The organism is Kribbella sp. NPDC058245 (genome assembly GCF_042882005.1).
Taxonomy (GTDB): Bacteria; Actinomycetota; Actinomycetes; order Propionibacteriales; family Kribbellaceae; genus Kribbella.
Map to the genome: position 1 here is coordinate 159907 of NZ_JBHVWY010000014.1, position 25965 is coordinate 185871.

The 25965-nt window shown below is 66.3% G+C and carries 18 protein-coding genes; 11 read left to right on the forward strand and 7 right to left on the reverse strand.

The window, feature by feature from the left end; translation table 11 throughout:
* Positions 1 to 24: 24 nt before the first annotated feature.
* Positions 25 to 825, reverse strand: a complete 801-nt coding sequence (locus ACFVWG_RS29775; protein ID WP_391546743.1) for an SDR family oxidoreductase — start codon at positions 823 to 825, stop codon at positions 25 to 27.
* A gap of 70 nt (positions 826 to 895) precedes the next feature.
* Here ACFVWG_RS29775 and ACFVWG_RS29780 point away from each other — a divergent pair, with 70 nt between their 5' ends.
* The 3 genes from ACFVWG_RS29780 to ACFVWG_RS29790 are packed head-to-tail and all read left to right on the forward strand — an operon-like array spanning position 896 to position 3419.
* The gene (locus ACFVWG_RS29780) at positions 896 to 1513 is read left to right on the forward strand and encodes a TetR/AcrR family transcriptional regulator (RefSeq protein ID WP_391546744.1); all 618 of its coding nucleotides are present in this window, start codon (positions 896 to 898) and stop codon (positions 1511 to 1513) included.
* A gap of 18 nt (positions 1514 to 1531) precedes the next feature.
* Positions 1532 to 2653, forward strand: a complete 1122-nt coding sequence (gene prfB, locus ACFVWG_RS29785) for a peptide chain release factor 2 (RefSeq protein ID WP_391546745.1) — start codon at positions 1532 to 1534, stop codon at positions 2651 to 2653.
* Entirely contained in the window at positions 2637 to 3419 is a 783-nt protein-coding gene (locus ACFVWG_RS29790; RefSeq protein WP_391546746.1) for a pentapeptide repeat-containing protein, read from the forward strand. The genes prfB and ACFVWG_RS29790 overlap by 17 nt, the downstream gene beginning before the upstream one ends.
* Before the next feature lie 179 nt (positions 3420 to 3598).
* Here the strand turns inward: ACFVWG_RS29790 and ACFVWG_RS29795 are convergent, their stop codons facing one another.
* Positions 3599 to 5017 (reverse strand): MFS transporter, encoded by a 1419-nt coding sequence (locus ACFVWG_RS29795; protein WP_391546747.1) that lies wholly within the window; start codon positions 5015 to 5017, stop codon positions 3599 to 3601.
* A 102-nt stretch (positions 5018 to 5119) separates the two neighbouring features.
* Here ACFVWG_RS29795 and ACFVWG_RS29800 point away from each other — a divergent pair, with 102 nt between their 5' ends.
* Positions 5120 to 6034: a helix-turn-helix transcriptional regulator gene (locus ACFVWG_RS29800; protein WP_391546748.1), complete on the forward strand. Its 915-nt coding sequence runs from the start codon at positions 5120 to 5122 to the stop codon at positions 6032 to 6034.
* Here the strand turns inward: ACFVWG_RS29800 and ACFVWG_RS29805 are convergent.
* Together ACFVWG_RS29805 and ACFVWG_RS29810 are read right to left on the reverse strand one after the other, a co-directional pair.
* Positions 6027 to 7943, reverse strand: a complete 1917-nt coding sequence (locus tag ACFVWG_RS29805; RefSeq protein WP_391546749.1) for a cellulase family glycosylhydrolase — start codon at positions 7941 to 7943, stop codon at positions 6027 to 6029. The genes ACFVWG_RS29800 and ACFVWG_RS29805 overlap by 8 nt on opposite strands.
* A gap of 134 nt (positions 7944 to 8077) precedes the next feature.
* A complete protein-coding gene (locus tag ACFVWG_RS29810; protein ID WP_391546750.1) occupies positions 8078 to 8986 on the reverse strand; it encodes a LysR family transcriptional regulator in 909 nt (302 codons plus the stop codon).
* 73 nt (positions 8987 to 9059) lie between these two features.
* Here ACFVWG_RS29810 and ACFVWG_RS29815 point away from each other — a divergent pair, with 73 nt between their 5' ends.
* A complete protein-coding gene (locus tag ACFVWG_RS29815; RefSeq protein WP_391546751.1) occupies positions 9060 to 9986 on the forward strand; it encodes an EamA family transporter in 927 nt (308 codons plus the stop codon).
* Here the strand turns inward: ACFVWG_RS29815 and ACFVWG_RS29820 are convergent.
* The 3 genes from ACFVWG_RS29820 to ACFVWG_RS29830 are packed head-to-tail and all read right to left on the reverse strand — an operon-like array spanning position 9898 to position 12288.
* Complete coding sequence (locus tag ACFVWG_RS29820; protein WP_391546752.1) at positions 9898 to 10530, reverse strand: flavin reductase family protein; 633 nt, start codon at positions 10528 to 10530, stop codon at positions 9898 to 9900. The two genes, ACFVWG_RS29815 and ACFVWG_RS29820, sit on opposite strands and share 89 nt — an antisense overlap.
* Positions 10531 to 10567: 37 nt before the next feature.
* Positions 10568 to 11281: a TIGR03943 family putative permease subunit gene (locus ACFVWG_RS29825; protein ID WP_391546753.1), complete on the reverse strand. Its 714-nt coding sequence runs from the start codon at positions 11279 to 11281 to the stop codon at positions 10568 to 10570.
* Positions 11278 to 12288: a permease gene (locus ACFVWG_RS29830; RefSeq protein ID WP_391546754.1), complete on the reverse strand. Its 1011-nt coding sequence runs from the start codon at positions 12286 to 12288 to the stop codon at positions 11278 to 11280. Before ACFVWG_RS29830 ends, ACFVWG_RS29825 begins: the two co-directional genes overlap by 4 nt.
* Positions 12289 to 12416: 128 nt before the next feature.
* On the opposite strand from ACFVWG_RS29830, the gene ACFVWG_RS29835 reads away from it, so the two are divergent.
* From ACFVWG_RS29835 to ACFVWG_RS29860, 6 genes are all read left to right on the forward strand, one after another.
* Complete coding sequence (locus ACFVWG_RS29835; RefSeq protein ID WP_391546755.1) at positions 12417 to 13547, forward strand: serpin family protein; 1131 nt, start codon at positions 12417 to 12419, stop codon at positions 13545 to 13547.
* Positions 13548 to 13790: 243 nt separating this feature from the next.
* Positions 13791 to 13970, forward strand: coding sequence for a hypothetical protein (locus ACFVWG_RS29840; RefSeq protein WP_391546756.1), 180 nt, complete (start codon positions 13791 to 13793; stop codon positions 13968 to 13970).
* 3 nt (positions 13971 to 13973) lie between these two features.
* Entirely contained in the window at positions 13974 to 14645 is a 672-nt protein-coding gene (locus ACFVWG_RS29845) for a PhzF family phenazine biosynthesis protein (protein ID WP_391546757.1), read from the forward strand.
* A gap of 273 nt (positions 14646 to 14918) precedes the next feature.
* The gene (locus ACFVWG_RS29850) at positions 14919 to 18404 is read left to right on the forward strand and encodes a LamG-like jellyroll fold domain-containing protein (RefSeq protein ID WP_391546758.1); all 3486 of its coding nucleotides are present in this window, start codon (positions 14919 to 14921) and stop codon (positions 18402 to 18404) included.
* On the forward strand, positions 18404 to 25078 hold the full coding sequence (locus ACFVWG_RS29855) for a polymorphic toxin-type HINT domain-containing protein (protein WP_391546759.1): 6675 nt from the start codon (positions 18404 to 18406) through the stop codon (positions 25076 to 25078). The genes ACFVWG_RS29850 and ACFVWG_RS29855 overlap by 1 nt, the downstream gene beginning before the upstream one ends.
* Positions 25075 to 25953 carry a hypothetical protein gene (locus ACFVWG_RS29860; protein ID WP_391546760.1) on the forward strand — a complete coding sequence of 293 codons (879 nt, stop codon included), beginning with the start codon at positions 25075 to 25077 and terminating at the stop codon, positions 25951 to 25953. Before ACFVWG_RS29855 ends, ACFVWG_RS29860 begins: the two co-directional genes overlap by 4 nt.
* The last annotated feature ends 12 nt before the right edge of the window (positions 25954 to 25965 follow it).

Consider the following 25965-nt stretch of genomic DNA (forward strand, 5'->3'; position numbering starts at 1 on the left):
CGGCTCAGCTGATCTCAGCTGATCTCAGCTGAAGAGGCCTGGGTGGTCTGTTAGCCAGGTTTGCCAGGTGCGGGCGGTGTGGTTGGTCAGGAGTTCTACGCCGGGCTCGATCGGGTGGGGTGAGCCGACGCGCGAGGCCCAGTAGGCGAGGAGGGTTTCGCGCTGACCTTCGTCGGGCATGCGCATTTCGGCGCGTGCCTCGTCGGGGGTTAGGTCGACGGCTTCGATCGGTACGCCGGTGCTCTCGGTGATCCGCGCGATTTGATCGCGCCGGGTCATCGACTCGGGGCCGGTGAGTGGGTAGCCGCGGCCGTCGTGGCCGTTGCCCGGGCCGTCGAGCAGGATGCGAAGGGCGGCGTCCGCGATGTCCTGCTCGTGGATCGGCGCCTCCTCGGCGTCGAGGTAGGGAAGGCGGATCTGGCCGGTCGCGCGGACTTGGTACGACCAGAACTTCGCGTTGCTCATGAAGGCGCCTGGCTGCAGGCGGGTGGTTGCGTATGAGCCGACGGTGACGGCCTGCTCGGCTTTGGCGTGTGGGTCCTGCGGGCCGTCGAGCGCGGACAGCGAAGAGAGCAGCACGACCTGCTTCACGCCGGCCGCTTCGGCGGCGGCGACGAACGCGCCGGGGGCGGAGCGGTCGGAGTACAGGAATACCTGGGTGACGCCTTCGAGGGCGGGAGCTGGGTTGGTGGCGTCGTAGGCGACGGCGCCGGGGAGGTCGGACGGGTCCTTGCTGCCGACGCGGACGTCCTGGCCGGCGGCGATCAGGCCGGTGGTGATGGCGCGGGCGATCGCTCCGCGACCGCCGGTGACGAGAATAGTCATTGGAAGAACTCCAAATATGTAGTGACTACAAGATTGGTCTCAGTAAAGCAGTGTGCTCTACGGTTGTCCAATGGAGCTCGGTCGGCGGGAACGCAAGAAGCAGCAGACGAAGGCTGCGATCTCGGAGGTCGCGACGTGGATGTTCCTCGAGCGCGGCTTCGACGCGGTGACCGTGGCCGAGGTCGCGCGGGCCGCGGATGTCGCCGTACAGACGGTCTTCAATCACTTCCCGACGAAGGAGGATCTGTTCTTCGACGAGGAGGGGTGGTGGCGCGGCCCGGCGCGTGCGGTGCGGGAGTCGGCCGGTGATCCGCTGGAGGCGCTCGAGGCGCACTACCTGGCGTCGATCCGGGAGCGGCTCGAGGTTGGGCACCTGGCGACCTGGAAGCAGTTCGTCCGGACGATCGAGGGCAGTCCGGCGTTGCTGGCCCGGCGGCGGATTCAGATCGACGAACTGGTGCAGACGATCGTAGCGGCGCTCGACGAGCGATCGGACGACCGGCTGCGTCACCGCCTGCTCGCGGCGCAGTACGCCGCTGCCCAGCAGGTGTGCGAGGAGGAGCTGATGCGGATCCTGCCGGATGACGCGTCGGCCGCCGAGCTCGTGCAGGCGCAGGAACAGCTGGAGCAGGTGGTCGCCGAGGTGTTCAGCATCCTCAGAAACGGTTTAACGGCCGCTAGGGGTTAGCGGGTACGCTGCATTGTTGTGGCTGGACTGGATTTTGACGCTGAGCTCAAGCAGCTCGACGCGACGCTGACCTCGATCGAGAAGGTGCTCGATCTCCCTGCCCTGCGCGCGGAGATCGCCGAGCTGGGCGAGAAGGTCGCCGCGCCGGACCTGTGGGACGACCAGGCGAACGCGCAGAAGGTGACGTCGCGACTGTCCAGGCTGGAAGCCGATGTCGAGCGGGTGACCAGCCTGCGGGCACGGGTCGAGGACGTCGGCGTGCTGATCGAGCTGGCCCGCGAGGAGAACGACCCCGACAGCGTCGCCGAGGCGGAGAAGGAGCTCGCCTCGGTCGCGAAGGCGATCCAGTCCCTCGAGGTCCGCACACTGCTCTCCGGTGAGTACGACGAGCGCGAGGCGCTGGTCACGATCCGTTCCGGCGCCGGTGGTGTCGACGCGGCGGACTTCGCCGAGATGCTGCAGCGGATGTACCTGCGCTGGGCCGAGCGGCACGGATACCCGACCGAGGTCTACGACACGTCGTACGCCGAAGAGGCCGGGATCAAGTCGACCACCTTCGCCGTCAAAGCGCCGTACGTGTACGGCACGCTGAGCGTGGAGTCCGGGACGCACCGGCTGGTCCGGATCTCGCCGTTCGACAACCAGGGCCGCCGGCAGACGTCGTTCGCCGCGGTCGAGGTCGTCCCGGTGCTCGAGCAGACCGACGAGATCGACGTACCGGACGAAGAGATCCGGATCGACGTGTACCGGTCGTCCGGTCCGGGTGGTCAGAGCGTCAACACGACCGACTCCGCGGTGCGGCTCACGCACATCCCGACCGGCACCGTCGTGACGTGTCAGAACGAGAAGTCCCAGCTGCAGAACAAGGCTTCGGCGATGGTCATCCTGAAGGCCAAGCTGCTCGCCCTGAAGAAGGCCGAGGAGCGGGCCCAGATCGACTCGCTGCGCGGCGACGTCCAGGGCTCATGGGGCGACCAGATGCGCTCCTACGTCCTGCACCCGTACCAGATGGTGAAGGACCTCCGCACGCAGTACGAGTCCGGCAACACCTCGGGTGTCTTCGACGGCGAGATCGACGAGTTCGTCGAGGCCGGCATCCGCTGGCGCCGTACCGGCCAGACGGTTGCCGACCAAAACTGATCTCCGCGCTGACTGCAGCAGCTGCTTCGGCCTCTGCTGCGTCGCGCTGACGTTCAGCAAGTCCGCCGACTTCGCGATCGACAAGCCGGCAGGCGAAGCGTGCCGGAATCTCGATGACGCGTTCCGGTGCCGGATCCATACCGAACTGCGCCCTCAGGGGTTCCAGGGCTGCACGGTGTACGACTGCTTCGGTGCCGGCCAGGAGATCTCCCGCCGCGCAGGCAAGAGCTGGCGCGAGCAGCCGGGGGCCGACATGTTCGCGGCCCTCCCGATCCTCCGCCAGCTGCACGAGCTGCTCTGGTATCTCACCGAAGCCCTTACCTACAAGGCGATCGCGCCCCTCCACGCCGACCTCCGTACGGCGTTCGCCCGCGTCGAGGAGGTCAGCCGTACGACGGACCTGGCCGCGGTCGACGTGATGGCCGAGCGATCCGTCGTCAACGAACTGCTCCTCAAGACCAGCAAGCTCGTCCGCGGCAAACAACCCAAGTCCAAGGAACGCCGCGGCGCCGACCTGATGGGCAAGCGCCTCCGCGGCGCCGACCTGTCGAACGCCAACCTCCGCGGCGCCTACCTGATCGCCGCCGACCTGACGAACGCGAACCTCCGCCAGGCCGACCTGATCGGCGCCGACCTCCGCGACGCCAACCTCCAGGGCGCCGACCTCACCGGCGCCCTCTTCCTCACCCAGTCCCAAATCACCGCCGCCCACGGCGACAGCGCAACAAAGCTCCCCCCAGCAGTCACTCGCCCGTCGCACTGGTAGACCGCCGCCTTCGCTACGCGCGGCTGGCCCGAGGTCGCCGCACACCTTGAGCACCCACCAACCATTTTCGAGGCCGCGCGGTGGTTGAGCCGTGCACAAGGTCGCGGTGGGGGTTGACCTTGAGCACCGGTCGACCGAAATTTGGGCGGGCGGATGACTGAACGGTGCTCAAAGTGGGGTCAGGCACCAGCGCGGCGGAGTTGGTTGGTGATGGGGGCCATGAGGATGGCGATGGCGGCTAGGCCTAGGGCTACTGCGGCTAGGGCGCCGCGGAAGCCCCAGGAGGTGGTGGTGAGGGACAGGAAGACGGTGCCTACGGTGGCGGCGCCTAGGGCTAGGCAGGTTTGCTGGCTGGTGAGGAGGATGCCGCTGCCCAGGCCTGCTTGGGCTGGTGGGACCTGGCTGACGACGACGCCGATCATGGGGATCATGACGAGTCCGCTGCCGATGCCGGCGACCAGCATGGGCAGTGCGAGCTTCAGAACCGTCACGTCCGGCCAGAGTACGAGTGCGGCGATCGCCAGCAGTACATAGCCAACCGCGTTGATGATCCAGCCCGCGATGATCATGGCGACGCCGTACCGGCGTTGGAGGGCGGGGCCCCAGATGCAGGTGATCAAGAAGCCGATGGCGAGGGGGAGCAGACTCAGACCGCCTTCCAGGGCTGACATGTGAGCGCCTGCCTGGGTGGCGATGGCGAAGACGAACATGAAGCCGCCGAAGCTGGTGAAGAACCCGACCGCCATCAGCAGGCCGATTCGCATCGCCCGATGCCGCAGTACCGATGGTGGGATTAGTGGCGCGTGCCCGGACCGCTCAGCCCGGTGCTGGTGCAGTGCGAGTAGACCTACAGCCGGTACGACGGCCGCCAGGCTGAGCCACGTCCAGAGCGGCCAGTGCAGTGCACGGCCCTCGGTGAGGGGCAGCAGGAGGAGTACCAGGGTGAGAGCGAGCAGTCCGGCGCCCACGAGGTCCACGCGGTGTGCCTGGACCGCCTTGGTGTCTGGGACCGTGGCGGCGATCGCGATCAGCGCCACGAGTGCACCGAGTGCGAGGACGACGAACACCGAACGCCAGCCGAGGCCGAAGGGGTTCGCGTCGGTCAGGACGCCGCCGAGGATCTGGCCCAGTGCGGCCGAGATGCCGTTGGCCACGCCGAACAGCGCCATCCCGCGAGTACGGTGCTCGCCGGTCATCAGGCTGGTGATCGATGCCAGCACCTGCGGCGTGACCGCAGCAGCCGACGCACCCTGGACGATCCGGGCGAGCAGTAGCACCGCCACGGACGGCGCGATCGCGCAGACCAGTGAGGCGATGGCGAACCCGGTGAGACCGAGCAGCAACAGACGGCGGCGGCCAAAGCCGTCACCGAGCCGGCCGCCGACGACGAGCAGTGTCGCGGCCGCGATGCCGTAGGCGCCGACGACGAGCTGCAGCGACCCGGCGCTGGCGTGCAGGTTGGCACCGATCGCGGGGAGCGAGACGTTGACCATGAAGAACGAGAGCATCGGCAACAGGGAACCGAAGAGAAGTGCAGTGAGCGCCGCCGGTGCCAGCGAGGTCGCCGGCGGTCGGGTGGCGGTGAGTTGGGCAGTCATGAGTACCAGGCTGCGCGCGACTGGATCCTGGTGGTGAGTGCCTGGCTATCCTATTACTGACACCACCTGGCACCAGGTTGCGCGGCGAGGCACCATAAGAACATGACAGCCAGCCAGGACGCACGCCGACGGGAGCTGGGCCTCTTCCTGCGTACCCGGCGGGAACGGATCCAGCCCGAGGAAGTCGGGTTCGCTCCGGGACTCAGACGCCGTACGCCGGGTCTGCGGCGCGAGGAGGTCGCACTGCTGGCCGGGGTCGGGGTGACCTGGTACACCTGGCTGGAGCAGGGCCGGGACATCAACGTCTCCGCGCAGGTGCTCGAGGCGATCGCCAGGGCGCTCCAGCTGGAGCGGCTCGAAAACAACCACCTCTTCACCCTCGCCGGTCTACGGGTGGGCCCGGCCTCGGGGGAGTGCAGCGTGCTGCCACCAGCCGTCCAGAGGACGCTGGACGCGGTCTCGCCGTACCCGGCGATCGTGATGAACGAGCGGTGGGACATCCTCGCGTTCAACGACGCGTACTGCCAGGTGGTGCTGGACCTGCGGCAGATCCCGGTCGAGGAGCGGAACATGCTCTGGCTGAACTTCGTCTGCGACCAGTGGCACTGTTACTTCGTCGACGGAGAGTCGATCCGGCTACATATGGTCGCCGCCTACCGCGCGGCCATGGCCAACCACCTCACCGAGCCCGTGTGGCAGGAGCTGACCCAAGTGCTGCTCGCCCGGTCGCCGGAGTTCGCGACCTACTGGGAGCGGTACGACGTCGCCGCGCCCAGCACCAGGATCAAGCTTGTCGATCATCCGGAGGTCGGTCTGCTGCGGGTGGAGCCGGCGCTGCTGTGGATCACGCAGGGCGGTCAGTTCCGGGTGAACGTCTACACCGCGGCGGACGACGACACGGAGGCGAAGTTCGAGATCCTGACGGGCGAGACGGTCCCCGCCGGCCGCGGGGCGGTGCGGCCGGCGGGTGCTCGCGTGAGCCCGGGACAAGGACCACGCGAGCAGGTGTTCAGCTGATCGGGATGCCCGGGTTGGTCAGGCCGCGGCCGCCGGTGACGGTGTTGCTCCGGTCGATCGTGACCTTGCAGCTGGACGCGTTGTAGTTGGTGATGTTGAAGGCGTACCGGCCGTCACCAGTGGCGCCGGTCAGGTCGGACTTGTTGCCGCGGAACACCGTCCCGCAACCCCAGCCGGACTGCTGCGTGTGTGTCTCGAAGCCGTTGTTCGTGGTGTTCTTGCCGGTGTTGTTCTCGATGACGTAGTTGTTGCCCTTGACATCGATCCAGCTGTCGTCGTAGTTCGCGCCGGTCAGGCCCTTGCCGTCGAAGGAGTTCCCGGCGACCCGGCCGCCGGTGGTGCCTTCCTTCAGGTCGACCGCCTCGCCGCCGACATCCGGCCCGATGACGTTGTCCAGGATCTGCACGTTGTCCGACTTGTCCGACGTGCCGCCCGCGCTGCCGACGTACACGCCCTCGCCCATGCCCCGGCCGTCGTTGCCGGTGTCGTAGATGCGCGAGTTCTTGATCACGCCGTACGTGCTGCTGTTGCGGAAGTGCACACCTTCCATGTCGAGCCCGTAGACCGTGACACCGTCGATCGTCACGTGAGTGGCGGTGTCGATCATGATGCCCTTCTGACCGCCGGTGATGCTGATGCCGTTGACGTTCCAGTAGCTGGCGCCGTTCAGGTGCAGGCCGTACCCGCCGCTTGCCTTCAGTACGGCGTTCTTCGACCCGGTCAGCGTGATCGGCGCGGACGACGTGCCCTTGACCGTTGTCTTGAAGTTGCCGGTGTAGATGCCGTCGGCAAGTTTGATGGTGTCACCGGGCTTGGCATCGGTCAGCGCGGTCTTGAGCTGGGCGGCGGTGCTGACGTTGATGCTCGCCTGCGGCTCGGCCTCGGGAGCGACTCCGCGGTTGCGGATCTTGTCCCGGATCCACACGCCGGCTTCCTTCAGGTTCGCCGTACCGGTGAACTTGTTGCCGGCGCAGGTCCCTTCCTTGAAGACGGCGCCGGAGCGCTCGTCGTCGGAGAAGTTCCAGTTGGTCCAGCCGATCTGCTTGCCGGCCAGGAAGTCCAGGTACTTCTTCGACCAGGTGAAGTCGTTCGCGCCTTCGCCCTCGTAGTTCTGGGTGCCGAACTCGGTGATGAAGAGCGGAATCTTCGACGATGCCCGGGAGAGTGCGTCGAAGTACTCCTGGTGGTGCGACGCGGCGTAGAAGTGGAACGTGTACATGATGTTGGTGGCGTTGATCGGGTTGTTCACCACATCCTTCTCGTCGCTCTCCTCGGACACCCCGAGTGACGACCAGCCCTTGGTACCGACGAAGACGACGCCGTCCGGGTCGTTGGCGCGGATGGTCGGGATGACCTTCTCGGCGTACGACTTGATCTGCGCCCAGCTGACGCCGTTCGGCTCGTTGGCGATGTCGTAGATGATGTTGTTCTTGTTCTTGTGCCGGCTCGCGATCTCCGCGAAGAAGGTCTTGGCCTTCTCCGTATAGAGGTTCGGGTCGCCGGGATCGAGTTGGTGCCAGTCGACCAGGACGTACATGCCGCGCTTGGTGGCTTCCTCGATGTAGCCGTGCACGAGGTCGGTGAACTTGCGCGGGTTGGTCTCGTAGCCGTCCTCTTTCTTGGCCACGTACATCGAGACCCGGAGGATGTCGGCCTTCCAGTCGGTGGCCAGCGCGTCCAGGGACGCGGTCTTGATGCAGTTGGCGTACCACTGGATGCCGTGCGTGCTCATGCCACGCAGCTGCACGGGCTGGTTGTTCTGGTTGCAGAGCTTCAGGCCACAGACATGAAGCTGACCGTTGCGGGAGACCGGGGTGTCGGCTGCCGGTGCTGCCGGTGCGGCGCTGGCTGGGAGGGTGGGAAACAAGGCGGCCGCGGTGAGGAGAACTCCGGCCGTCAGGGAACGCATCATTGACTGCCTCCTAATACATGGGGGCGGGGGAGGTAGTTACCTAACTAATAGGAAAGTTTCCTGATAGTTCAACGGAACCTAATATCGGCGCGGAGCGTTGTCAACGGATCGCGCGATGTGATCACTTTCGATCAGGCGGTGGCGCGTTCCGGCCAAGCCCGCTTGAGAGCTGAGAGCGTGACCACGATCGCCGGCCGCCGCGAAGTGACGTTCCGCCAGACGGCATAGACCCGTCGGCTCAGCTCCGGCTGGAGCGGTACGACGACCACGCCGTCAGGCAGCGGACCCCGGCCCAGCCGCGGGACCAGGCCGATGCCGATGCCCTGGGCAAGCATCGCGAGCTGGGTCTGGTACTCAGCCACTGAATAGGCGAAGTCCGGCTCGGCGCCCGCCCGGCGCATCGTGCGGACCAGCCATTCGTGGCAGATCGATCCCGGCGGCTGGCAGATCCATCGCTCACCGATCAGATCCTCGGCGCGGACGGACTCCTTGCCTGCCAGGCGATGCGCCGCAGGTACCAGTACGTCGGCCGGGTCCGAACCGAGCTTCACCCGGGACAACCCCTCGGGCAGCGTGAGCGGTGTGTTGTGCCAGTCGTGCACGACTGCCACGTGCACTTCGCCACGGTTGACCGCGGCAACAGCTTCATACGGATCGGTCTCACTGACCCGTACGTCGAGCGCCGGGTGCTCGTCGATCAACCGGCTCAATGCCGTTGGCAACAACCCGCGCGCCGCGGTCGGGAACGCGGCGATCCGCAGGGTCCCGATCGCCTGCCCACGCTGCTCTTCGAGCGTCAGCTCGGCATCCTCGACCAGCTCAAGGATGCGCTCCGCCGTGGCCGCGAGCTGGAGCGCGGCATCCGTGAGCACGATGCCACGACCTTGCCGCTCGATCAGCGTGGTCCTGGTCTCGCGCTCGAGCTTGGCCAGCTGCTGCGACACCGCGCTCGGTGTGTAGCCAAGGGTCTCGGCGGCCCGATTGACCGATCCGTACTGGGCGACGGCGTACAGAGCGCGCAGGCGGCCGAGATCGATCATGTAGCACTCCTACATCGAGGACGGTAGCAATCGGTGCTGGTCCTTAAGTCTAGTCCGGCCCCAGACTGGCTGCATGAAACCTCGTGACCTCCTGCTTGCCCTCGCCGTCGTGGTCGCCTGGGGCGTCAACTTCGTCGTGATCGAGGTCGGGCTCGAGGATTTCCCGCCGCTGTTGTTCTCCGCCTTGCGCTTTCTTCTGGCCGCCGTACCGGCCATCTTCTTTCTCGGCCGGCCACGGGTCGCGTGGCGTTATGTGATCGGGGTCGGGTTGGCGCTCGGCGTCGCGAAGTTCGGGCTGCTCTTCATTGCCATGGATCGCGGAGTTCCGGCCGGTCTGGCGTCCTTGGTGCTGCAATGCCAGGTGATCTTCACCGTGGTCTTCGCCATCACCGTGCTGCGGGAGCGGCCCCGCCCGGCGCAGGTGGCCGGGATCGCGATCGCCTGTGGCGGGATGCTGCTGATCGTGTTCGACCACGGCCTGTCGGCGCCGCTCGGTGCGCTCGCGCTGGTGATCCTGGCCGGGGCTTGCTGGGGTGTCTCGAACACGATCACCCGGTACGCGAAGCCGCCGGACACGCTGCGGTTCATGGTCTGGGTGAGCGCGGTCGCCGTCGTACCGCTGACGCTGTTGTCGCTGCTGACCGAAGGGCCGCGCGCCGACCTCGATGCACTGCGGGGGATCGACGTCACCGGGGTCGGCGCGCTGGCGTACCTGGCCTTCGTGGCCACGCTGTTCGGCTTCGGTGTCTGGGGCTACCTGCTCCGCCAGTACGACGCGAGCACCGTGGCGCCGTTCTCGCTGCTGGTACCGATCGTCGGGATGGCCGCGGCGTGGTTGCTGCGCGGTGAGACGGTCGGTCTCCAGCAGGCGATCGCGGCCGCGCTGGTGATCGGCGGGATGGCCTGCACTGTTATCCGGCGACGTTCATCTTCGGCATCTCCCAGCCCCGAGCCAGTGAAGACTCGTACGCCGGAGCTCCACCAGCGAAGTACTCGGTGAACTTCATGATCAGCGGGTCCCAGGCGAGCGGGTCGATGTAGCGGTCGTTGCTCATCATCAACTCCTCCTCGACCTGCACCTGCTCGACCTTCATCGCCAGTGCACACAGGTGATTGTCGGCATCGCCGATCTGATGGATGGCCTCGACCCGGCCCTCCATCGTGATCGGGCTCTCCGCGACCAGGTCCAGCCCGGTCAGAGCACCCGTCGTACGGGAGAGTCCTGCCGCTGCGAACTTGTCCGGTTCGTAGCGGTAGCCGCGGGCGCGCTTGGCGTCCGACATCTCCTCCGAACCGGTCAGCAGGGCGATCCGGTCCAGGGCGGCGACCATGGCCGGGTCGACCAGGTTGAGGGCGATCTCGGGCCGGTCGACCAGGTTCTTGACGGTCTGCGCGCTCGTGCCCATCCCGAGCATGGCGTGGTATCCGAGCCACCAGGCGGAGGACATCGGGGCGAGGTTGGTGGAGCCGTCCGGATTACGCGTGCTGATCAGGACAACCGGCGTACCGAAGTAGAGGACCTTGGGCTCGACTGTGCGCTTCATGCCCATGGAACGTTGGAGGCCTCGAAAGTGTGAGGGCCTACTCGTAGGGGTTGGCGGGCGCGGTGACCGACTTGATGCTGTCGACCGTGAGAGCGGCGACATCGCCGTCGACGCGTTTGCCCGGCTCGGCCCACTCGCCGGTGACCGTGACCCACTGGTTCTTGGGCGGGGCGACCTGGTCACCGCGGGCCTCGACCATGAAGGCGGTGGCGTCGGCGACGCAGCACGTGAGGCCCATCCGGGTCACGTACCACTTGCCGTCCTTGGTCGGGGTGACGAAGCCGGTGAGTGAGAAGGCGCGACCCTTCATGCTCTCCTTCTCCCACACCGCCCAGACGGCATAGTCCCGTACGGCGAGGTTGACCGGCCCGCCTTGTGGGTTGTCGGCCAGCCAGGAGTTGCTCTTCGGCTGGATCGGCTTCGAGGCCACCGGTGATTGGCGTGCGGCCGCGGCCGCACCGAGCGCCGGCGGGTCGACGACCAGCAGCGCGAAGATCGGGATCAGGAGTAACCAGGCCGCGCGCGGCAGCCCGTGGTGGCCGTGGCCGTCATCCGCATGATCGTGTTCCTTGTCCTTGCGGGTGTCGGCGAGGACGTCGGCGACGGCGAGCACGATCAGGATCACGCCGGCCGCGAGCAGCATCCAGCGCATGCCGGGCTTCACGTACCGCAGGTAGGTGTTCGAGACCGCGAGCTGAACCACCGCGGCTCCGACGAAGACGATCACGAGTCCGGCCACATTGCGCTTCACAGCAACCACCACCCCACTCCGAGACTGGCCAGTACGGCGACCACGAACGTGGCCGGCGCGAACCGGACGGCGAACTTCGGACCGAACGTTCCGGCCTGCAGCGCGATCAGCTTCACGTCCACGATCGGCCCGACCACCATGAACGCGAGCCGCGCGGTCAGCGAGAACTGCGTCAGGCTCGCGGCGACGAACGCGTCCGCCTCCGAGCAGATCGCCAGTACGACGGCCAGCACGCCGAGGATGAGGACGGACAGCAGCAGGTTGCCGGCCACATGGTCGAGCCAGGCGCGCGGTACGACGACGTTCAGCGTGGCGGCCGCGGCGGCACCGACCACCAGGAACCCGCCGGCGTGCAGGAAGTCGTGCAGCATCGAGGAGCGGAACACCTCGAACTTGGGGGTGCCCTCGGCGTGCCGGTTCGTCGGCATCTTCAGCCAGGAGGCGCCCTTGCCCGTCAGCAAGAACAGCCAGCCGAGGATCATCGAGACCGCGAGCGAGGTGACCGCGCGGGCCACCACCACCTTCGGCTGTCCGGGGAACGCGACCGCGGTGGACGCGAGCACGACCGGGTTGATCGCGGGCGCGGACAGCAGGAACGCGATCGCCGCGGCCGGCGTGACGCCGCGAGCCATCAACGCGGCCGACACCGGCACCGAGGCGCACTCACAGCCGGGCAGGATGACGCCGGACGCACTCGCGACCGGTACGGCGAACGCCGGGTGCTTGGGGAGCGCCTTCGCGAAGAACGAGGCCGGCACGAACGCTGTCAGCGCAGCCGAGAGCAGCACGCCGAGGACCAGGAACGGCAGCGCCTGCACGGTTACGCCGACGAACATGGTCGCCCAGGTGCGGACGCCCTCGTCGGTGAAGGCTCCGGCGAAGATCCGCCGCCCGAACAACGCCAGACCGACCAGCAGGACCAGCGTCGCGGTGAACGCGATCGACGATCCAGCCGGTTCTTTCGGCGGCTTCTCGGCCTTTTCGGCGACGTCCGCGGGCGCACTCATGGGCGGAATCCTGACACAACGCAGCGCGTTCGAACGAGGACTCGCTGCACCTGCATAATGAAAATCAGCGTCGTTACGGCAAATACTGGTCCTGCCCCGGATTGGGCTTGACATGGCAGGGTGGAGGTATGGATGCCGATGTCGTGCGTGCAGTGAACGATCTCACCGGCCGCTGGGTCCGCAGCCTGGCGCCCGGCAACTCCGTCGTGTCCGGGCTCGGCCTGTGGCCGCTGCTGGCGATCCTCGCCACGGCCGCCGACGAACCGGGCCGCGCCGAGCTCGCGGCCGCCGCCGACGTGTCCGCGGCCGACGGTTCGCGGCTTGCTGCGGAGCTGATCTCGGCTCTGGACTCGTCGGCGGATCTGCATGCGGCGCTTGGTGTCTGGGTGAGCGAGCAGCTGAAACTGGCCGAGTCTTTCAGCGACGTCGTACCGGCTCCGGTGGTCGGGATGCTGACCGGGCAGTCCGCAGTCGACAAGCCTCGGTTGGACGCGTGGGCCGCTGAGCACACCGACGGTTTGATCCGGCAGATGCCTGTCGAGATCAGCCCGGACGTGATGCTCGTGCTCGCGTCCGCGCTCTGCCTCCGCACTACTTGGGCCCGGCCGTTCACCGAGCAGGTCAAGCATGTGGGGTCTGGTGCGTGGGCCGGTTCATGGCACTGGCTCGAGCGGACTGACACCGACCTCGATTCGGTACGCCGGTATGACGATCTGACCGTGATCACGGTGCGCGGGGACGCGGATGTCGACGTACTGCTGGGGATTGGTGCTGGAGTCGAGGGATTGCTGGACGCGGCGGCCCGCCCGCGCGACGGCGTACCGGGTAGTGCGTTGATCGACGGGTCGGATGTCGTCGCGCCGGGTGTGAGGCTGGGGAAGACGACGGCTTCGCGGCCGGATGTGCGGTTGTCGCTGCCGTCGTTCGAGGTCTCGGCATCGCATGATCTGTTGGAGTCTGCGGAGTTGTTCGGGTTGTCGGCGGTGAGCTCTGGTTCGCAGGGTCATTTCAGTGCGATCAGCCCGGCGCCGCTGGCGATCGGGCAGGCCAAGCAGGAGGTGCTCGCGCGGTTCTTCGCGACCGGGTTCGAGGCGGCGGCGGTGACGTCGATGGCGATGACGCGGGCCGCGATGGTGACGCGCCAGGAACGGCGGCTGGACGTCGTACTGGATCAGCCTTTTGCCTTTGCCGCTGTACTGCGGGAGTCGCGGCTGCCGATCGTCGCCGGCTGGATCGAATCGCCTACCGAGGCAGGCTGAACAGGCGGTTGAGCAGGTTGGACGCCTCGTCGACGCCTTGAGCGTCGCCGGTGAGGAGCAGGTCGAACAGCAATCCGCGTGATGCTGCCAGGCCTAGTCGCGCGTAGCTCGGGGCCTCAGCTTCGGGGATGCCGGCTTTGATGCAGAGTGACCGCGTGATCGAATCGCATGTACCAAATGGTACATGCCCTTTCGGGAGTTGGTGAGTGCTCCAGGTCCGCCGTACAGGTATGGTCAGGAGCCATGGCAGACCAGAACGTCCCCGAGAACGAGTTGGACCCGGGCGCGAACACCCAGATGTTCAAGGCCTTCGTCAACGAGACCCAGCCCGCGGCCGAACCCAAGTTCAACGGCCGCATCGTCGCCGTCGCAGTGGCCGCAGTCCTGCTGGTCATCGTCGTCGTGCTCATCGCAGTGCTCTGACGAGTGCTCCCGGTTGACGTCGTCCGGGTCTTCACCGACCCCGACGGCCGCTTCGGCAACCCCTTGGGCATCGTCTCCGGTCACCTCGTGCCGCCTGCCGACCGGCAAGCCCTGGCCGCCCACCTCGGCTACAGCGAGACCGTGTACGTCGACGATCCGTCGACCGGCACCATCCGCATCTACACCGCTACCGGCGAAATGCCCTTCGCCGGCCACCCCACCGTCGGCGTCGCCTGGTGGCTCCGCTCGCAAGGCATTTCTGTCCCGGTGTTGAACTGCCCGGCCGGCGAGATCCCCGTCAGCTTCGACGGCGACCTGGTCTCCGTTCGCGCCAACACCACCTGGGGCAGCACCTGGGACTGGATCGAGCTGGGCACCCCCGCCGACGTACTGGCTGCAGACCCTGCCGCCTATCCGGCCGGTCACACCTATCTCTGGTCGTGGGTCTCCGAGCCGGACGGCGTCATCCGCTCCCGAGCCTTCGCCCCCGCCATGGGCGCCCCCGAAGACGAAGCCACCGGCTCCGCCGCCACCCAACTAACCGCCCTCTTGGCCCGCAACCTCCACATCATCCAAGGCCGCGGCTCCCACCTCCACACGACGTACCTCCCGCCCACCCACGCAACAGTCGGCGGCCGAGTAGTGGCTGAGGCCTCCCGCGCCGTCACCCTCTGAGGCGGCCCTGGGCGCGAGCTGCGCAGACCGAATGGTGGTCGGCCGAGGCCGTCACCGCCGACGGGTTGTATGGGTCAAACCGGGCTCTGACCTGCGAAAAGCCTCTTGAGGCGAGTTTGACCAGGCACATTCGCAAGGTCTGTCACTACCTGCAATTTCGTTGACCGGAGCGGTGGCTCCGGGCCACCCTGAGTCCGCCCTCGGCCGACCTCCGAGCGGCGCACCTCGGGGGAGGTTTCGCGGTTTCGGCGGTCTGAGTTCCAGGGGTGAGGCATGTCTTCCAATCGGTGGTCTCTGCGCGCGTTCGTGCGCCCGATCAGCGTCCTTTCGATCACATCGGTGCTGGCTGCGGGTCTCGCAGCGGTTCCGATGGTCGCGCAGGCGAAACCGGAGGTCGCGCCGTCGTCGGCGCGGACCGTGGCCGACGCCTCGCGACTGGCGGCCAAGTTCAACACCTCGGTGGAGGTGGAAGAGAAGACGACGCCGTACACACGGACCGTCGCCACTCCGCAGGGCACGCTGAAGGCCGAGATCTCGAACGAGCCGGTCCGGGTCCAGAAGAACGGCGCTTGGACCGCGATCGACACCAGTCTCGCGGCGCGCCCCGACGGGCTCATCGCGCCCAAGGTGTCGACGACCGACATTGCCTTCTCCGCCGGAGGAAGCGGCCCGCTCGCTCGGGTCACTCGCGCCGACGGCGTCTTCGAGCTGAAGTCACCTTGGTTGCTCCCGGCACCTACCTTGTCCGGTTCGAAGGCGACGTACGCCGCGGTGCTGCCCGGCGTGGACCTCGTCGTCGAGGCCACGGACAGCAGCTTCAGCTACAACCTCGTCGTACAGAACCGCGAAGCCGCCGCCAACCCGGCGCTCCGCAGCCTGACCTTCCCGGTCACCACCAAGAACCTCTCCCTTCGTACCACTCAGCCCGGGCGTCCGTCGTACGTCGACTCGTCCGGCCGCCAGGTGCTCACCGTCGGTGAGCCACTGATGTGGGACACCGGTGGAGCCTCGACCGCCAAGACGAAGATCGCCGCCGGCGCAGCCGTCGAGCAAGGGCCGTCCGGCAAGTCGAAGCGCGCCCTCATGGGCTTCGCCGGCAGCAAGCAGGGTCTGACGATCACGCCGGACCAGAAGTTGCTGACCGCGGCCGACACGACGTTCCCGGTCGTCATCGACCCGACCATGAACGTGACCCGCGACCGCAACGGCTGGACCGCTATCTGGCAGCTCTACCCGACCACGTCGTTCTGGAAGACCACCCACAGTCTGGGCGTCGGTTTCGAGGACTTCGAGCAGCACAAGATCGTCCGGACCTACTTCCAGTTCGACGTGGCGGCCTTCACCGGCAAGAAGATCATCGGCGCGTCGCTGCGCACCTACGAGATCCATTCCGCCAGCTGCTCCGCCCGCGGGATCACCGTGTCGCGCACCGCGGCCGTCGGATCGGCCACGACCTGGAACAACGCGCCCGGTGGCCAGGCCGACGTCGCGACCGCGAACGTTGCCCACGGCTACAACTCCTCCTGTCCGGCGGCCGCCGTCGAGTTCAATGTCACGAACTCGGTCCAGTACACCGCGACGGCGAACGGCAAGACCGCGACCTTCCGCCTCCGCGCCACCAGTGAGACCGACGGCATCGCCTGGAAGCAGTTCGACAGCACCGGCAAGCTCGACATCGAGTACGTCGCGTACCCGCTCCCGGCGTACGAGCTCGGCGCGGCCACCAACACCGACCTCCCGAGCGGCTGTGCGCCGTCGACCGCCCCGACGGTCGTGGCCTCCACCTTGCCGCAGATCTCCGGCAAGGGACGCGTCGGCGCCGGTGACACCTCGGCCCGGATCTTCGTTCAGTGGCAGATCCTGAGCCCATCGGGGTCACAGTGGACCTTCAACAGCCCGACTGTGGCGCCGGGCGTCCTGGTCAAGGGCAAGCCGTTGGCTGCGCTGGGCACCAACGTGACGTACAACTACAAGGCCCGAACGGGCTACGCGATCCCCGGCGGAACGCTGTACTCCGCCTGGACGGGGTTGTGCTACTTCAGGGTCGACACGACACCACCGCCGGCCCCGACGATCACCGCGAGCTACAACGGCCAGCCGCTCCAGGACTGCCTGACCACCTCGACCCCTGACGTCTGCCCGATCTCGGTGCCGTTCGGCGCCAAGGTGCGATACACGATCTCTTCGACCAGCACCGATGTCGCGGCGCTCAGCTACGGCTTCAACGGCAAGCTGACCCGCGTCACCGGCCGCTCCGTCACGGTCGACCTGCTCACTCCCGGACAGACCCTGATGACCCTGGGCGCCGTCAGCCACGACGCCCCCGACCACACCAGTACGACGAAGTACCACCGGATCAACGTCGGACCGGGTCTACCGCCGTCCGGCTCCTGGGACTTCGACGAAGGATCCGGTACGACGGCCGCCGACTCATCCGGTAAGGGGCACCCGCTGGCCGTGACCGGGGCACAGTTCGACGACGCCGGCCGCGTCGGCGGATCGCTGACCTTCGACGGCGACAACGCCAACGGGAACCAGGCCACTGTGTCCGGTGCCGCGAGCGTCGTCGACACTTCGCAGAACTTCACCATCTCGGCCTGGGTCCGCCCGACCGCGGTCAAGGACTCGGGTGTCGTCGCGGTCAACGGCACGCAGGCCTACGGCGGTCTGCTGCGCTACTCCGCCGCGAACAACCGCTGGGCCTTCATCCAGAACGTCTCCGACTCCAGCACGGCTGCTCAGGCCCGGGTGGATTCGCTGGCCCCGCCGGTCCTGAACGCCTGGACGCATCTGCTGGGTGTCTTCAACGTGACCGACAAGACGATCCAGCTCTATGTCAACGGCCGGATCCAGGCGACCGCGTCCTTCACCCACGTTCCCTGGAAGGCGAACGGCACGGTCGAGGTCGGCTCCTACCGCGTCGGCACCGGCATCGGTGTCTTCAGCGGTGCGATCGACGACGTGAAGATCTACCCCCGCGTCATGTCGGCGACCGAGGCGAACAAGGTTGCCGACCCGCGTACCGGGCCGTCCGGAAGCGACGAGCCGGTTGCCTCACTGGCCGCGAAGTTCCCGTTCGACAGCATCGCAGCTCGTCCGAACGGTGTGTGGGTCACCGACGACACCGTGTACGACCAGGGCCTGGCAGTCTCCGGTTTCGGCAGTACGGCGGACCAGTCCTCCGCGATCGTGGAGGACCCCGAGCGCGGCAACGTACTGACCACCACCGGAGCCGCCTCTGAGCTCCTCGCGGTCAACCGGCCGCTGGTCGACTCGACCGGAAGCTTCACGACGACGCTCTGGGTGAAGATCCAGGACCCGACCAAGAAGCAGGTCATCGTGCGGCAGATCGGTGCCAACAAGGACCCCTGGCGCATCGAGTACCGGCCGGGCGTGGACGACGAGGCTCAGTGGGTGTTCAGCCGGGCCACGAACGACACCTCCACCGGTCAGTACGTCGAGGTCACCCAACCGACCAACCAGACGACCGCGGGGGAGTGGACGGCACTCGCGGCCGAGTACAACGCGGCGACCGACCAGATGACCCTGCTGATCACGGACCGGTCCGGTGACGGCGGTGTCGACACTTTCCTGACGCCGGTCCAGGGCAGCGCGATGATCGTGGCCAGGCAGGACGACACGGACACGACGTACGCACCGCTGAACGCGTCCCTGGATGACCTTCGTGTCTACACAGGCGTCGTACCGCAGCACCAGCTGTGCGTCGAGTTCAGCGACGACCCGACGGAGTGCTCCTGATGAAGCTCAAGTTGCGGACCCGCGCCCTCCCGGTCCTGCTCGCCCTGTCGCTGACCGCGACAGTGGCGGTCGTCGGGCCGACCAGCTCGGCCGAGGCCGGTAGCCCGAACCGGCCGAAGCCGGTCAAGACCAAGAGCGTCAAGGTCAAGGACGTCCCGCCGATCGCGGCTCCGGCCGAATCGGCGGACCTGAAGAAGGCGGTCGACAAGACCGCCGAGTTCGCGAGCCGACCGGTCCGCTGGCCGGCTCCCGGGCACCAGAGCGTCGCGGTCAACGCGGCGGGCAAGCCGGCCGGGCCGGTCGCCGTACGATCCGCGAAACGTACGGCGCCGGCCACGGTCGACCTCGACTTCCTCGACCAGGCAGCAAGCGAGCGCGCCGGCATCAGCGGCGTACTGGTCAAAGCGAGTACGGCGGCGAAGTCCGACGTACAGCTGTCTTTCGACTACTCAGGCTACGAGAACGCGTATGGCGGCGACTTCGGAACGCGGCTGGAAGTCGTCGCTCTTCCGGCCTGCGTTCTTACGACGCCCAAGGCTGCTGGCTGTTCGACCAGTACGCCGCTGAAGTCTACGAATGATCCGGCTGCGAAGACCGTCACCACCACCGCACCGTTGAGTGCACAGCAGTCGGTCTTCGCCGTCACCGCCGGTTCGGACTCGAGCGCGGGCGACTACTCGGCGACGAGCCTGTCGGCGTCCTCGAGCTGGTCGGCCGGTGGATCCAGCGGTGACTTCACCTGGTCGTACCCGCTCCGCGTGCCCCCTGCGGCTGCTGGTCCGACGCCGAGCCTGGCCTTCTCGTACTCCGCGCAGTCGGTCGACGGCCGGACCTCGGCCACGAACAACCAGGTGTCCTGGGTCGGTGAAGGGTTTGACCTGACGGAATCCTTCGTCGAGCGCAAGTACACCAGCTGTGACGAGGACGGCCAGGTCGGCAAGTACGACCAGTGCTGGAAGTACGACAACGCCACGCTGACGCTGAACGGCAAGTCCAACGAGCTCGTGCGTTCCTCCGGGGCCGACATCGGTGCCAGCACCTGGAAGCTGAAGAACGACGACGGGTCGAAGGTCGAGAAGATCATCGGCACCGACGTGAACGGCGATGCCCTCAAGGAGTACTGGAAGGTCACGACCACCGACGGCACGCAGTACTACTTCGGCAAGAACAAGCTGAAGCCTGGCCTGACCGCCGTGACGAACTCGGTCTTCACCGCTCCGGTCTACGGCGACGACGTCGGAGAGCCCTGTCACACGTCGGCTGCAGGTTGCGACCTGGGCTGGCGCTGGAACCTCGACTACGTGGTCGACCTGCACGGCAACGCGATGTCGTACTGGTACACCAAGGAACTCAACAACTACGCCAAGAACGGTGTCGCTTCGCCCGGTACGTCATACGTGCGTGGCGGCTATCTGAACCGGATCGACTACGGCCTGCGTGACGACACCCTGTCGGACACCACCAAGGCGCCGCAGCAGGTCGTCTTCACAACGGCCGAGCGCTGCCTCGCGAACTGTTCGGTGCTCAACGCAACGACCAAGGGCAACTGGCCGGACGTTCCGTTCGACCAGGTCTGCGAAGGAACGACGGCCTGCACCAATAAGGTTTCGCCGACCTTCTTCACCCGCAAGCGTCTGTACCAGATCACGACGCAGGTTCTGAACGGAACGACGTACCAGCCAGTCGACTTCTGGCAGACCAACCTGACCTTCCCGACACCCGGTGACGTTGCCGACGGCAAGCCGATGTGGCTGAACGGCATCTCACACAGCGGCAAGGTCGGTACGGCGATCAGCATGCCCGACGTGACCTTCAAGCCCGTCGGTCTGGCCAACCGGGTCGACACCCGCACCGACGGTCTCCCGGGCCTGGTCCGCTACCGGGTCGGCGAGATCAACACCGAGACCGGCGCCAAGATCATGGTCAACTACGCCGGCAAGGAGTGCGTGTCCGGCGAGCGCCCGGCCAAGGACACCAACACCAAACGCTGCTACCCAGTGAAATGGAAGCCACAGCGCGAGGTCGAGCGCGAGGACTGGTTCAACAAGTACGTGGTCGACAACGTCGTGACGTCGGACCAGACCGGCAACGGCGCCACGATGGTCACCCAGTACGCGTACTCCGGCGGCGGCGCCTGGCACTACCAGGAATCGCCGATGCTGAAGGACGACGACAAGACCTGGTCGGAATGGCGCGGCTACAGCACCGTCACTACGTACAGCGGTGACCCGGGCGACAACACCCGTCCGCGCAGCCGCTCGGTCACCAAGTACTTCCGCGGCATGGACGGCGACAAGCTGGAGAACACGACCGCCGTCAAGAACGTCGATGTCACCGACACGGCAGGCGGCGTACGGGCTGACGCCGAGGCGTTGGCCGGTAGTCCGCGTGAGCAGGTCACCTATCAGGACGCGACCTCCAACGCCGAGGTCTCCGGCCAGATCACCGACTACATCATCACCCAGAAGGCGTCGTACGCAGTTCCTGGCGGCACCCTCAAGTCGACCTTCGTCGGCACCTCCGCGACGCAGAACCGCATCGCCCGCGACGGCGGCCGCCCGGACCAGGTCACGACAACGGCAACGACGTACGACCCGGACAACAACCTTCCGACCAAGGTCACCGACTTCGGCGATGCGTCGAAGACCGACGACCAGACCTGCACGATCACCAACTACCTGAAGAACACCGCAACCTGGCTGCTGGGCTTGCCGATCCGGATCGTCACGTCTTCCGGTGCCTGCGACTCGGTCTCACCGAATCCGCCGGAGAGCCGTGTCCTGACCGACGTCCGGACCTTCTACGACAGCAAGGCCTACGGCGTCGCGACCCTCGGCGACGCAACCCTGGTCCAGCGCCTGCACCACTACACAGACAATGCGCCGGTCTACCAGAACGCGGCGACCAAGACGTACGACGCCCTTGGCCGGGCGATCTCCTCCGGCGACGCGCTCGGACGGATCACCACCACCGCCTACACGCCGGCGCTGACCGGTCCGCTCACGCAGACCGTGATCAAGCAGCCGACGGTCAACAACTACAGCGGTACGCCGGTCAACTTCGCCACGACGACGACGTACAAGGCCGAATGGGGCTTGCCGTCCAAGACGACGGACGTGAACGGCAAGGTCACCGAGATGGCGTACGACGGGCTTGGCCGACTGACTGGCGTGTGGCTCCCGAGCCAGGCACCGGCAGCGACGAAGCTCGCGAACACCAAGTACACCTACACGATCTCGAACACCGCGCCCTCGACGATCCGCACCGATTCCCTCAACATCCAGGCGACCGGCTACAACACGTCGTACCAGCTGTTCGACTCCCTGCTGCGGGACCGCCAGAGTCAGTCACCTGGCGCCGATGGCGGGCGGGTCATCAGCGAGACCCGATACGACTCACGCGGCCTGGCCATCTACCAGAACAGCGACGTCTACAACTCGGCAGCACCGGCAGCCACCCTCGTCGACATCCCGAACGCCTCCGTGCCGAACCAGACCTTCATCGAGTACGACGGTTCCGGGCGCACCGTGAAGTCGACCTTCATGAGCATGCTGCAGCCCAAGTGGTCGACCACCACCATCTACGGTGGCGACACGACCACGGTCCTGCCGCCCGCAGGAAGCCCCGCCGCGGCGACGGTGACCGACGCCCAGGGCCAGGTCATCGAACGACGCGAGTTCAAGGGCAACACCGCAACCGGTACGCCGGACGTCACCAAGTACACGTTCGACGTCGCCGGCCGGATGACCCGGATGGACGGTGCGGGCGCGGCCTGGACGTACAAGTACGACCTCCGCGGCCGCAAGATCGAGAGTACCGATCCCGACGCCGGCAAGACCACCTCGGCCTATGACGAGGGCGACCGGCTGATCTCGACCACCGACTCGGCGAACAATACGGTCGTCACGACGTACGACGCTCTCGATCGCAAGACCGGCCTCTACAAGACCAGCGTCGCGCCGGAGAACCTCCTGGCTGACTGGAAGTACGACAAGACGGATCTGCTCGGCCAGGTGGCCGAGTCCGCGAGTTACACCGACGGCAAGGCGGGACCGGCGTACCGGACGCTGATCAACAGTCGCAACGTGCTCTACAAGCCGACTCAGGTGACCCGGGTGATCCCGAACGCCGAAGGCATCGAGCTCGACGGCAGCTACTGGACCAATTACGACTACAAGCCGGACGCCAAGACGCTCGAGATGACGTCACTGTCGGCGGGCGGTGGCCTTGGCGCCGAGGACATGTACTACGACTACAACGCCCTCGGCCTGCCGATCGGGCTGCACAGCGACCGGATCTACACGCACGACACCGAGTACAACCCGTTCGGGGACGTCACCAAGCTCCTGCTCGGCTCGGCCTCCGACATGGAGATCAACAACATCTACGAGGACGGCACCCGCCGTCTGGCCCGCACCACGGCCGGCAAGACCAACATCTTCGCCGATCACGCCTACACCTACGACCCGACCGGCAACGTCCTCAAGGATCAGAACCTGGTCGACAGCGCCGCCGGCGGTGACGCCCAGTGCTTCCAGTACGACGGCCAGCAGCGCGTCACTCAAGCTTGGACGCCCGCCAACGCCGACTGCACCCAAGCCCCGAGCTCACTTGGGCTCGGCGGAGTGGCGCCGTACTGGCAGTCCTGGACCTACACCCCCATCGGCTTACGCAAAACCCAGGTCGACCACTCCACTGCGGGCGACGTCACCAGCACGTTCAACTACAACACCGACCAGCCCCACACTCTGGCCAATGTCACCCAGACCGGCGCCCCGACCAAGACCTACGACTACGACACTCGCGGCAACACCACGGTCCGCCCCGGCCAAACCCTGAACTGGAATCCCCAAGGCGCGCTGGAGAAACTCACCAGCTCCGCTGGCGACACCAACTACGTCTACGACGCCGAAGGTGCCCTGCTGGTCCGCCGTAGCCAGACCGAAACGACCCTATTCCTGGGCGAGCTCGAGCTGACCCTGGACAAGGCCACCCGCAAGGTCACCGGCAAGCGCCAGTACGAGTTCGCCGGCCAGACCATTGGTGTCCGCTCCGCCAACGGCACCGCAACCTCCGACATGTCCTGGCTGGTCCCCGACTACCACGGAACCTCGCAGGTAGCAGTCGACGCCGACACCATGGTTGCCACCAAGCGCTACGCCAAACCCTTCGGCGACCCCCGAGGCCCAACCGTCGCCTGGCCTGACGATCACGGCTTCCTCGGCAAACCCGAGGACAAGGACACCGGCCTCACGACCCTTGGTGCCCGCGAATACGACCCCACCATCGGCCGCTTCATCAGCGTCGACCCCCTGCTGGACGCCAACGATCCCCAGCAGATGCTCGGCTACACCTACGCCAACGACAACCCCATCTCCGGCTCCGACCCCACCGGTCTCCTGAACCGCGAGGACAGCGCCGGCGGCGGATACACCGACGACGACGTCGACACGCAGTACTGCCCCGGCTGCGCCAACGACAACCCCAACCCCAACGGCCCCAACGCCGGCTACGGCGGCTACGGCTACGAAAACCACGACGGCGGCACCAACCACCACAAGAAGAAGCACAGCTTCGGCGGCTGGATCAAGGACCGCGTCAACGACGTCGAAGACAAGGTCGACGAAGCCCACGAATGGGCGAAGGACCACGCGTCGGAGATCGGGACGGGCATCGCCATCGGCGTGGCCGTTGTCGGCGCCGCTGCCTTCTGCGTAGGCACGGCAGGCGTCGGATGCGTGGTCATTGCGGGGGCGATCGCCGGAGCTGCGGGTGCCGGCCTCGGCTACGGTGCTGAAGTCGCTCTGGACGACAACAAGACCTTCAGTACTGCCGATCTCGCCAAACAGGTCGCCCTCGGAGGCGCATCAGGAGCCATTGGCGGTGCCGCGGGAGCCGGCGTCGGCGCGATAGGCAAGGCTCTGGTCGCCAAGGCTGCGCCGGCAGTCGGCAGGGTGATCGCAAAGACAGCGGCCACCGCATGCTCGTTCTCCGGAACCACCACCGTTCTCATGGCTGATGGCAGTCACAAGCCGATCGCGGAGGTTCGCGTCGGTGACAAGGTCGTGGCCACCGACCCCGAAACTGGCGAACAGGCCGCGAAGACGGTCGAGCACGTCTTCGTCCACGACGACACCGTCCAAGACCTTGTGGTCGACGGCGAGACCATCACCACGACTGAGGACCACCCGTTCTGGTCAGTCACCGACCAGCGCTTCGAACGCGCGGACGCCCTCGGCACGGGCGAACAGGTCCTCGGCGCCGACGGTCGCAAGCTGACAGTGTCCGGCCTGAAGGCGGGCACCCAGCGCGAGACCTTGGCCTACAATCTCAGCGTCCAGGGGATCCACACCTACCACGTCGGTGACCGTGCGATTCTGGTCCACAACGCATGCAAGGCTGGTATCTACATCGTCAACACGGCAAAGGGTGTCTATGTCGGGCAATCCAAGAACATCTCAAAACGGCTTGCTCAGCACGTAGCGAAGAATAAATTCACCCAGGCAGAAGTTGACAATGCCGTTCGTTACTGCGTTCCTGGAAGCAAGACCGATCGAGAGATTGCCGAGCAGTTGATGATCGACATGGCAGGCGGGAAGCGCAACTTGCTGAACGAAGTGAATCCCATCGGTGATGGACGAATCGGTTTGATGGGGCCGGGTTATTCACGATGACCAGGCAAGGTTTCGCGGTCGGGCCGCGGCCGATGGACGGTAAGATAGAGATGTTCGTCAAGGGTCCGTGGTCCGCTGAGGCGGGGGCTGCGTTCGGGGCGGCGTCGGCTGAGTCGCTGGTGCTGAACTATGCGCATGGGTTCGATGAGACAGATCTTGAATTCGTGCGCGGGTTGGCGGTGCGGCAGTTGACGATTCTTGATCGGCGGCTCCCGTCCTTGGAGCCGATCTATGACCTTGCGCCTACCTTGGAGTCGTTGTCACTCGAGGTCGACGGGTCGCTGATGCTCGACCTCGAGCGGCTGCCGCACTTGACGGAGCTCGCCTGCAACTGGGGGCAGATCAAGAAGTCTTTCGCGGGTGCCGTCGGCTTGCGCCGCCTGTATGCGGGGAAGTACACCGAGGCAACGCTGGAGCCGCTGACAGTTGCCACGGGGCTCCAGTTCATCGTCATGAAGGACCGACCCAGTCTGCGATCGCTGGACGGGCTCGGTGATCTTTCGGATATTCAGCAACTCGAGATATATCGGGCGAGCAAGCTGACAGACACCGGAGCGCTGAGGCTGGCGCCCGGACTGCAAGAATTGCAGCTCCAGACATGCCGGAAAATCGCCACGATGGACGACGTTGCTTTGTGTGCTGATTTGACATTTTTGAATCTCAGTGAAGGTGCAGAGTTTCCGAGTGCTGAACCCTTGCGCGGCCTGAAGAAACTGCTGGATCTCTACTTGTATGACACAACGAGATTCACTGATGGCGACCTGAGCCCCATCGCTGAGCTGCCACTCCTTCGAGATTTCCGCATGATGAACCGGAAACATTATCGCCCGAGTGCCGAGGAAATAAAGCAGAATATTGCTGCTCGGCAGGGCTGACCCAGGTCGCGA

Excerpts from the sequence above, each read along its gene's own strand:
- ACFVWG_RS29775 (WP_391546743.1), bottom strand. The coding sequence starts at position 825 with ATGACTATTCTCGTCACCGGCGGTCGCGGAGCGATCGCCCGCGCCATC.
- ACFVWG_RS29780 (WP_391546744.1), top strand. The coding sequence starts at position 896 with ATGGAGCTCGGTCGGCGGGAACGCAAGAAGCAGCAGACGAAGGCTGCG.
- ACFVWG_RS29795 (WP_391546747.1), bottom strand. The coding sequence starts at position 5,017 with ATGACTGCCCAACTCACCGCCACCCGACCGCCGGCGACCTCGCTGGCA.
- ACFVWG_RS29800 (WP_391546748.1), top strand. The coding sequence starts at position 5,120 with ATGACAGCCAGCCAGGACGCACGCCGACGGGAGCTGGGCCTCTTCCTG.
- ACFVWG_RS29805 (WP_391546749.1), bottom strand. The coding sequence starts at position 7,943 with ATGCGTTCCCTGACGGCCGGAGTTCTCCTCACCGCGGCCGCCTTGTTT.
- ACFVWG_RS29810 (WP_391546750.1), bottom strand. The coding sequence starts at position 8,986 with ATGATCGATCTCGGCCGCCTGCGCGCTCTGTACGCCGTCGCCCAGTAC.
- ACFVWG_RS29815 (WP_391546751.1), top strand. The coding sequence starts at position 9,060 with ATGAAACCTCGTGACCTCCTGCTTGCCCTCGCCGTCGTGGTCGCCTGG.
- ACFVWG_RS29820 (WP_391546752.1), bottom strand. The coding sequence starts at position 10,530 with ATGAAGCGCACAGTCGAGCCCAAGGTCCTCTACTTCGGTACGCCGGTT.
- ACFVWG_RS29830 (WP_391546754.1), bottom strand. The coding sequence starts at position 12,288 with ATGAGTGCGCCCGCGGACGTCGCCGAAAAGGCCGAGAAGCCGCCGAAA.
- ACFVWG_RS29835 (WP_391546755.1), top strand. The coding sequence starts at position 12,417 with ATGGATGCCGATGTCGTGCGTGCAGTGAACGATCTCACCGGCCGCTGG.
- ACFVWG_RS29840 (WP_391546756.1), top strand. The coding sequence starts at position 13,791 with ATGGCAGACCAGAACGTCCCCGAGAACGAGTTGGACCCGGGCGCGAAC.
- ACFVWG_RS29850 (WP_391546758.1), top strand. The coding sequence starts at position 14,919 with ATGTCTTCCAATCGGTGGTCTCTGCGCGCGTTCGTGCGCCCGATCAGC.
- ACFVWG_RS29855 (WP_391546759.1), top strand. The coding sequence starts at position 18,404 with ATGAAGCTCAAGTTGCGGACCCGCGCCCTCCCGGTCCTGCTCGCCCTG.
- ACFVWG_RS29860 (WP_391546760.1), top strand. The coding sequence starts at position 25,075 with ATGACCAGGCAAGGTTTCGCGGTCGGGCCGCGGCCGATGGACGGTAAG.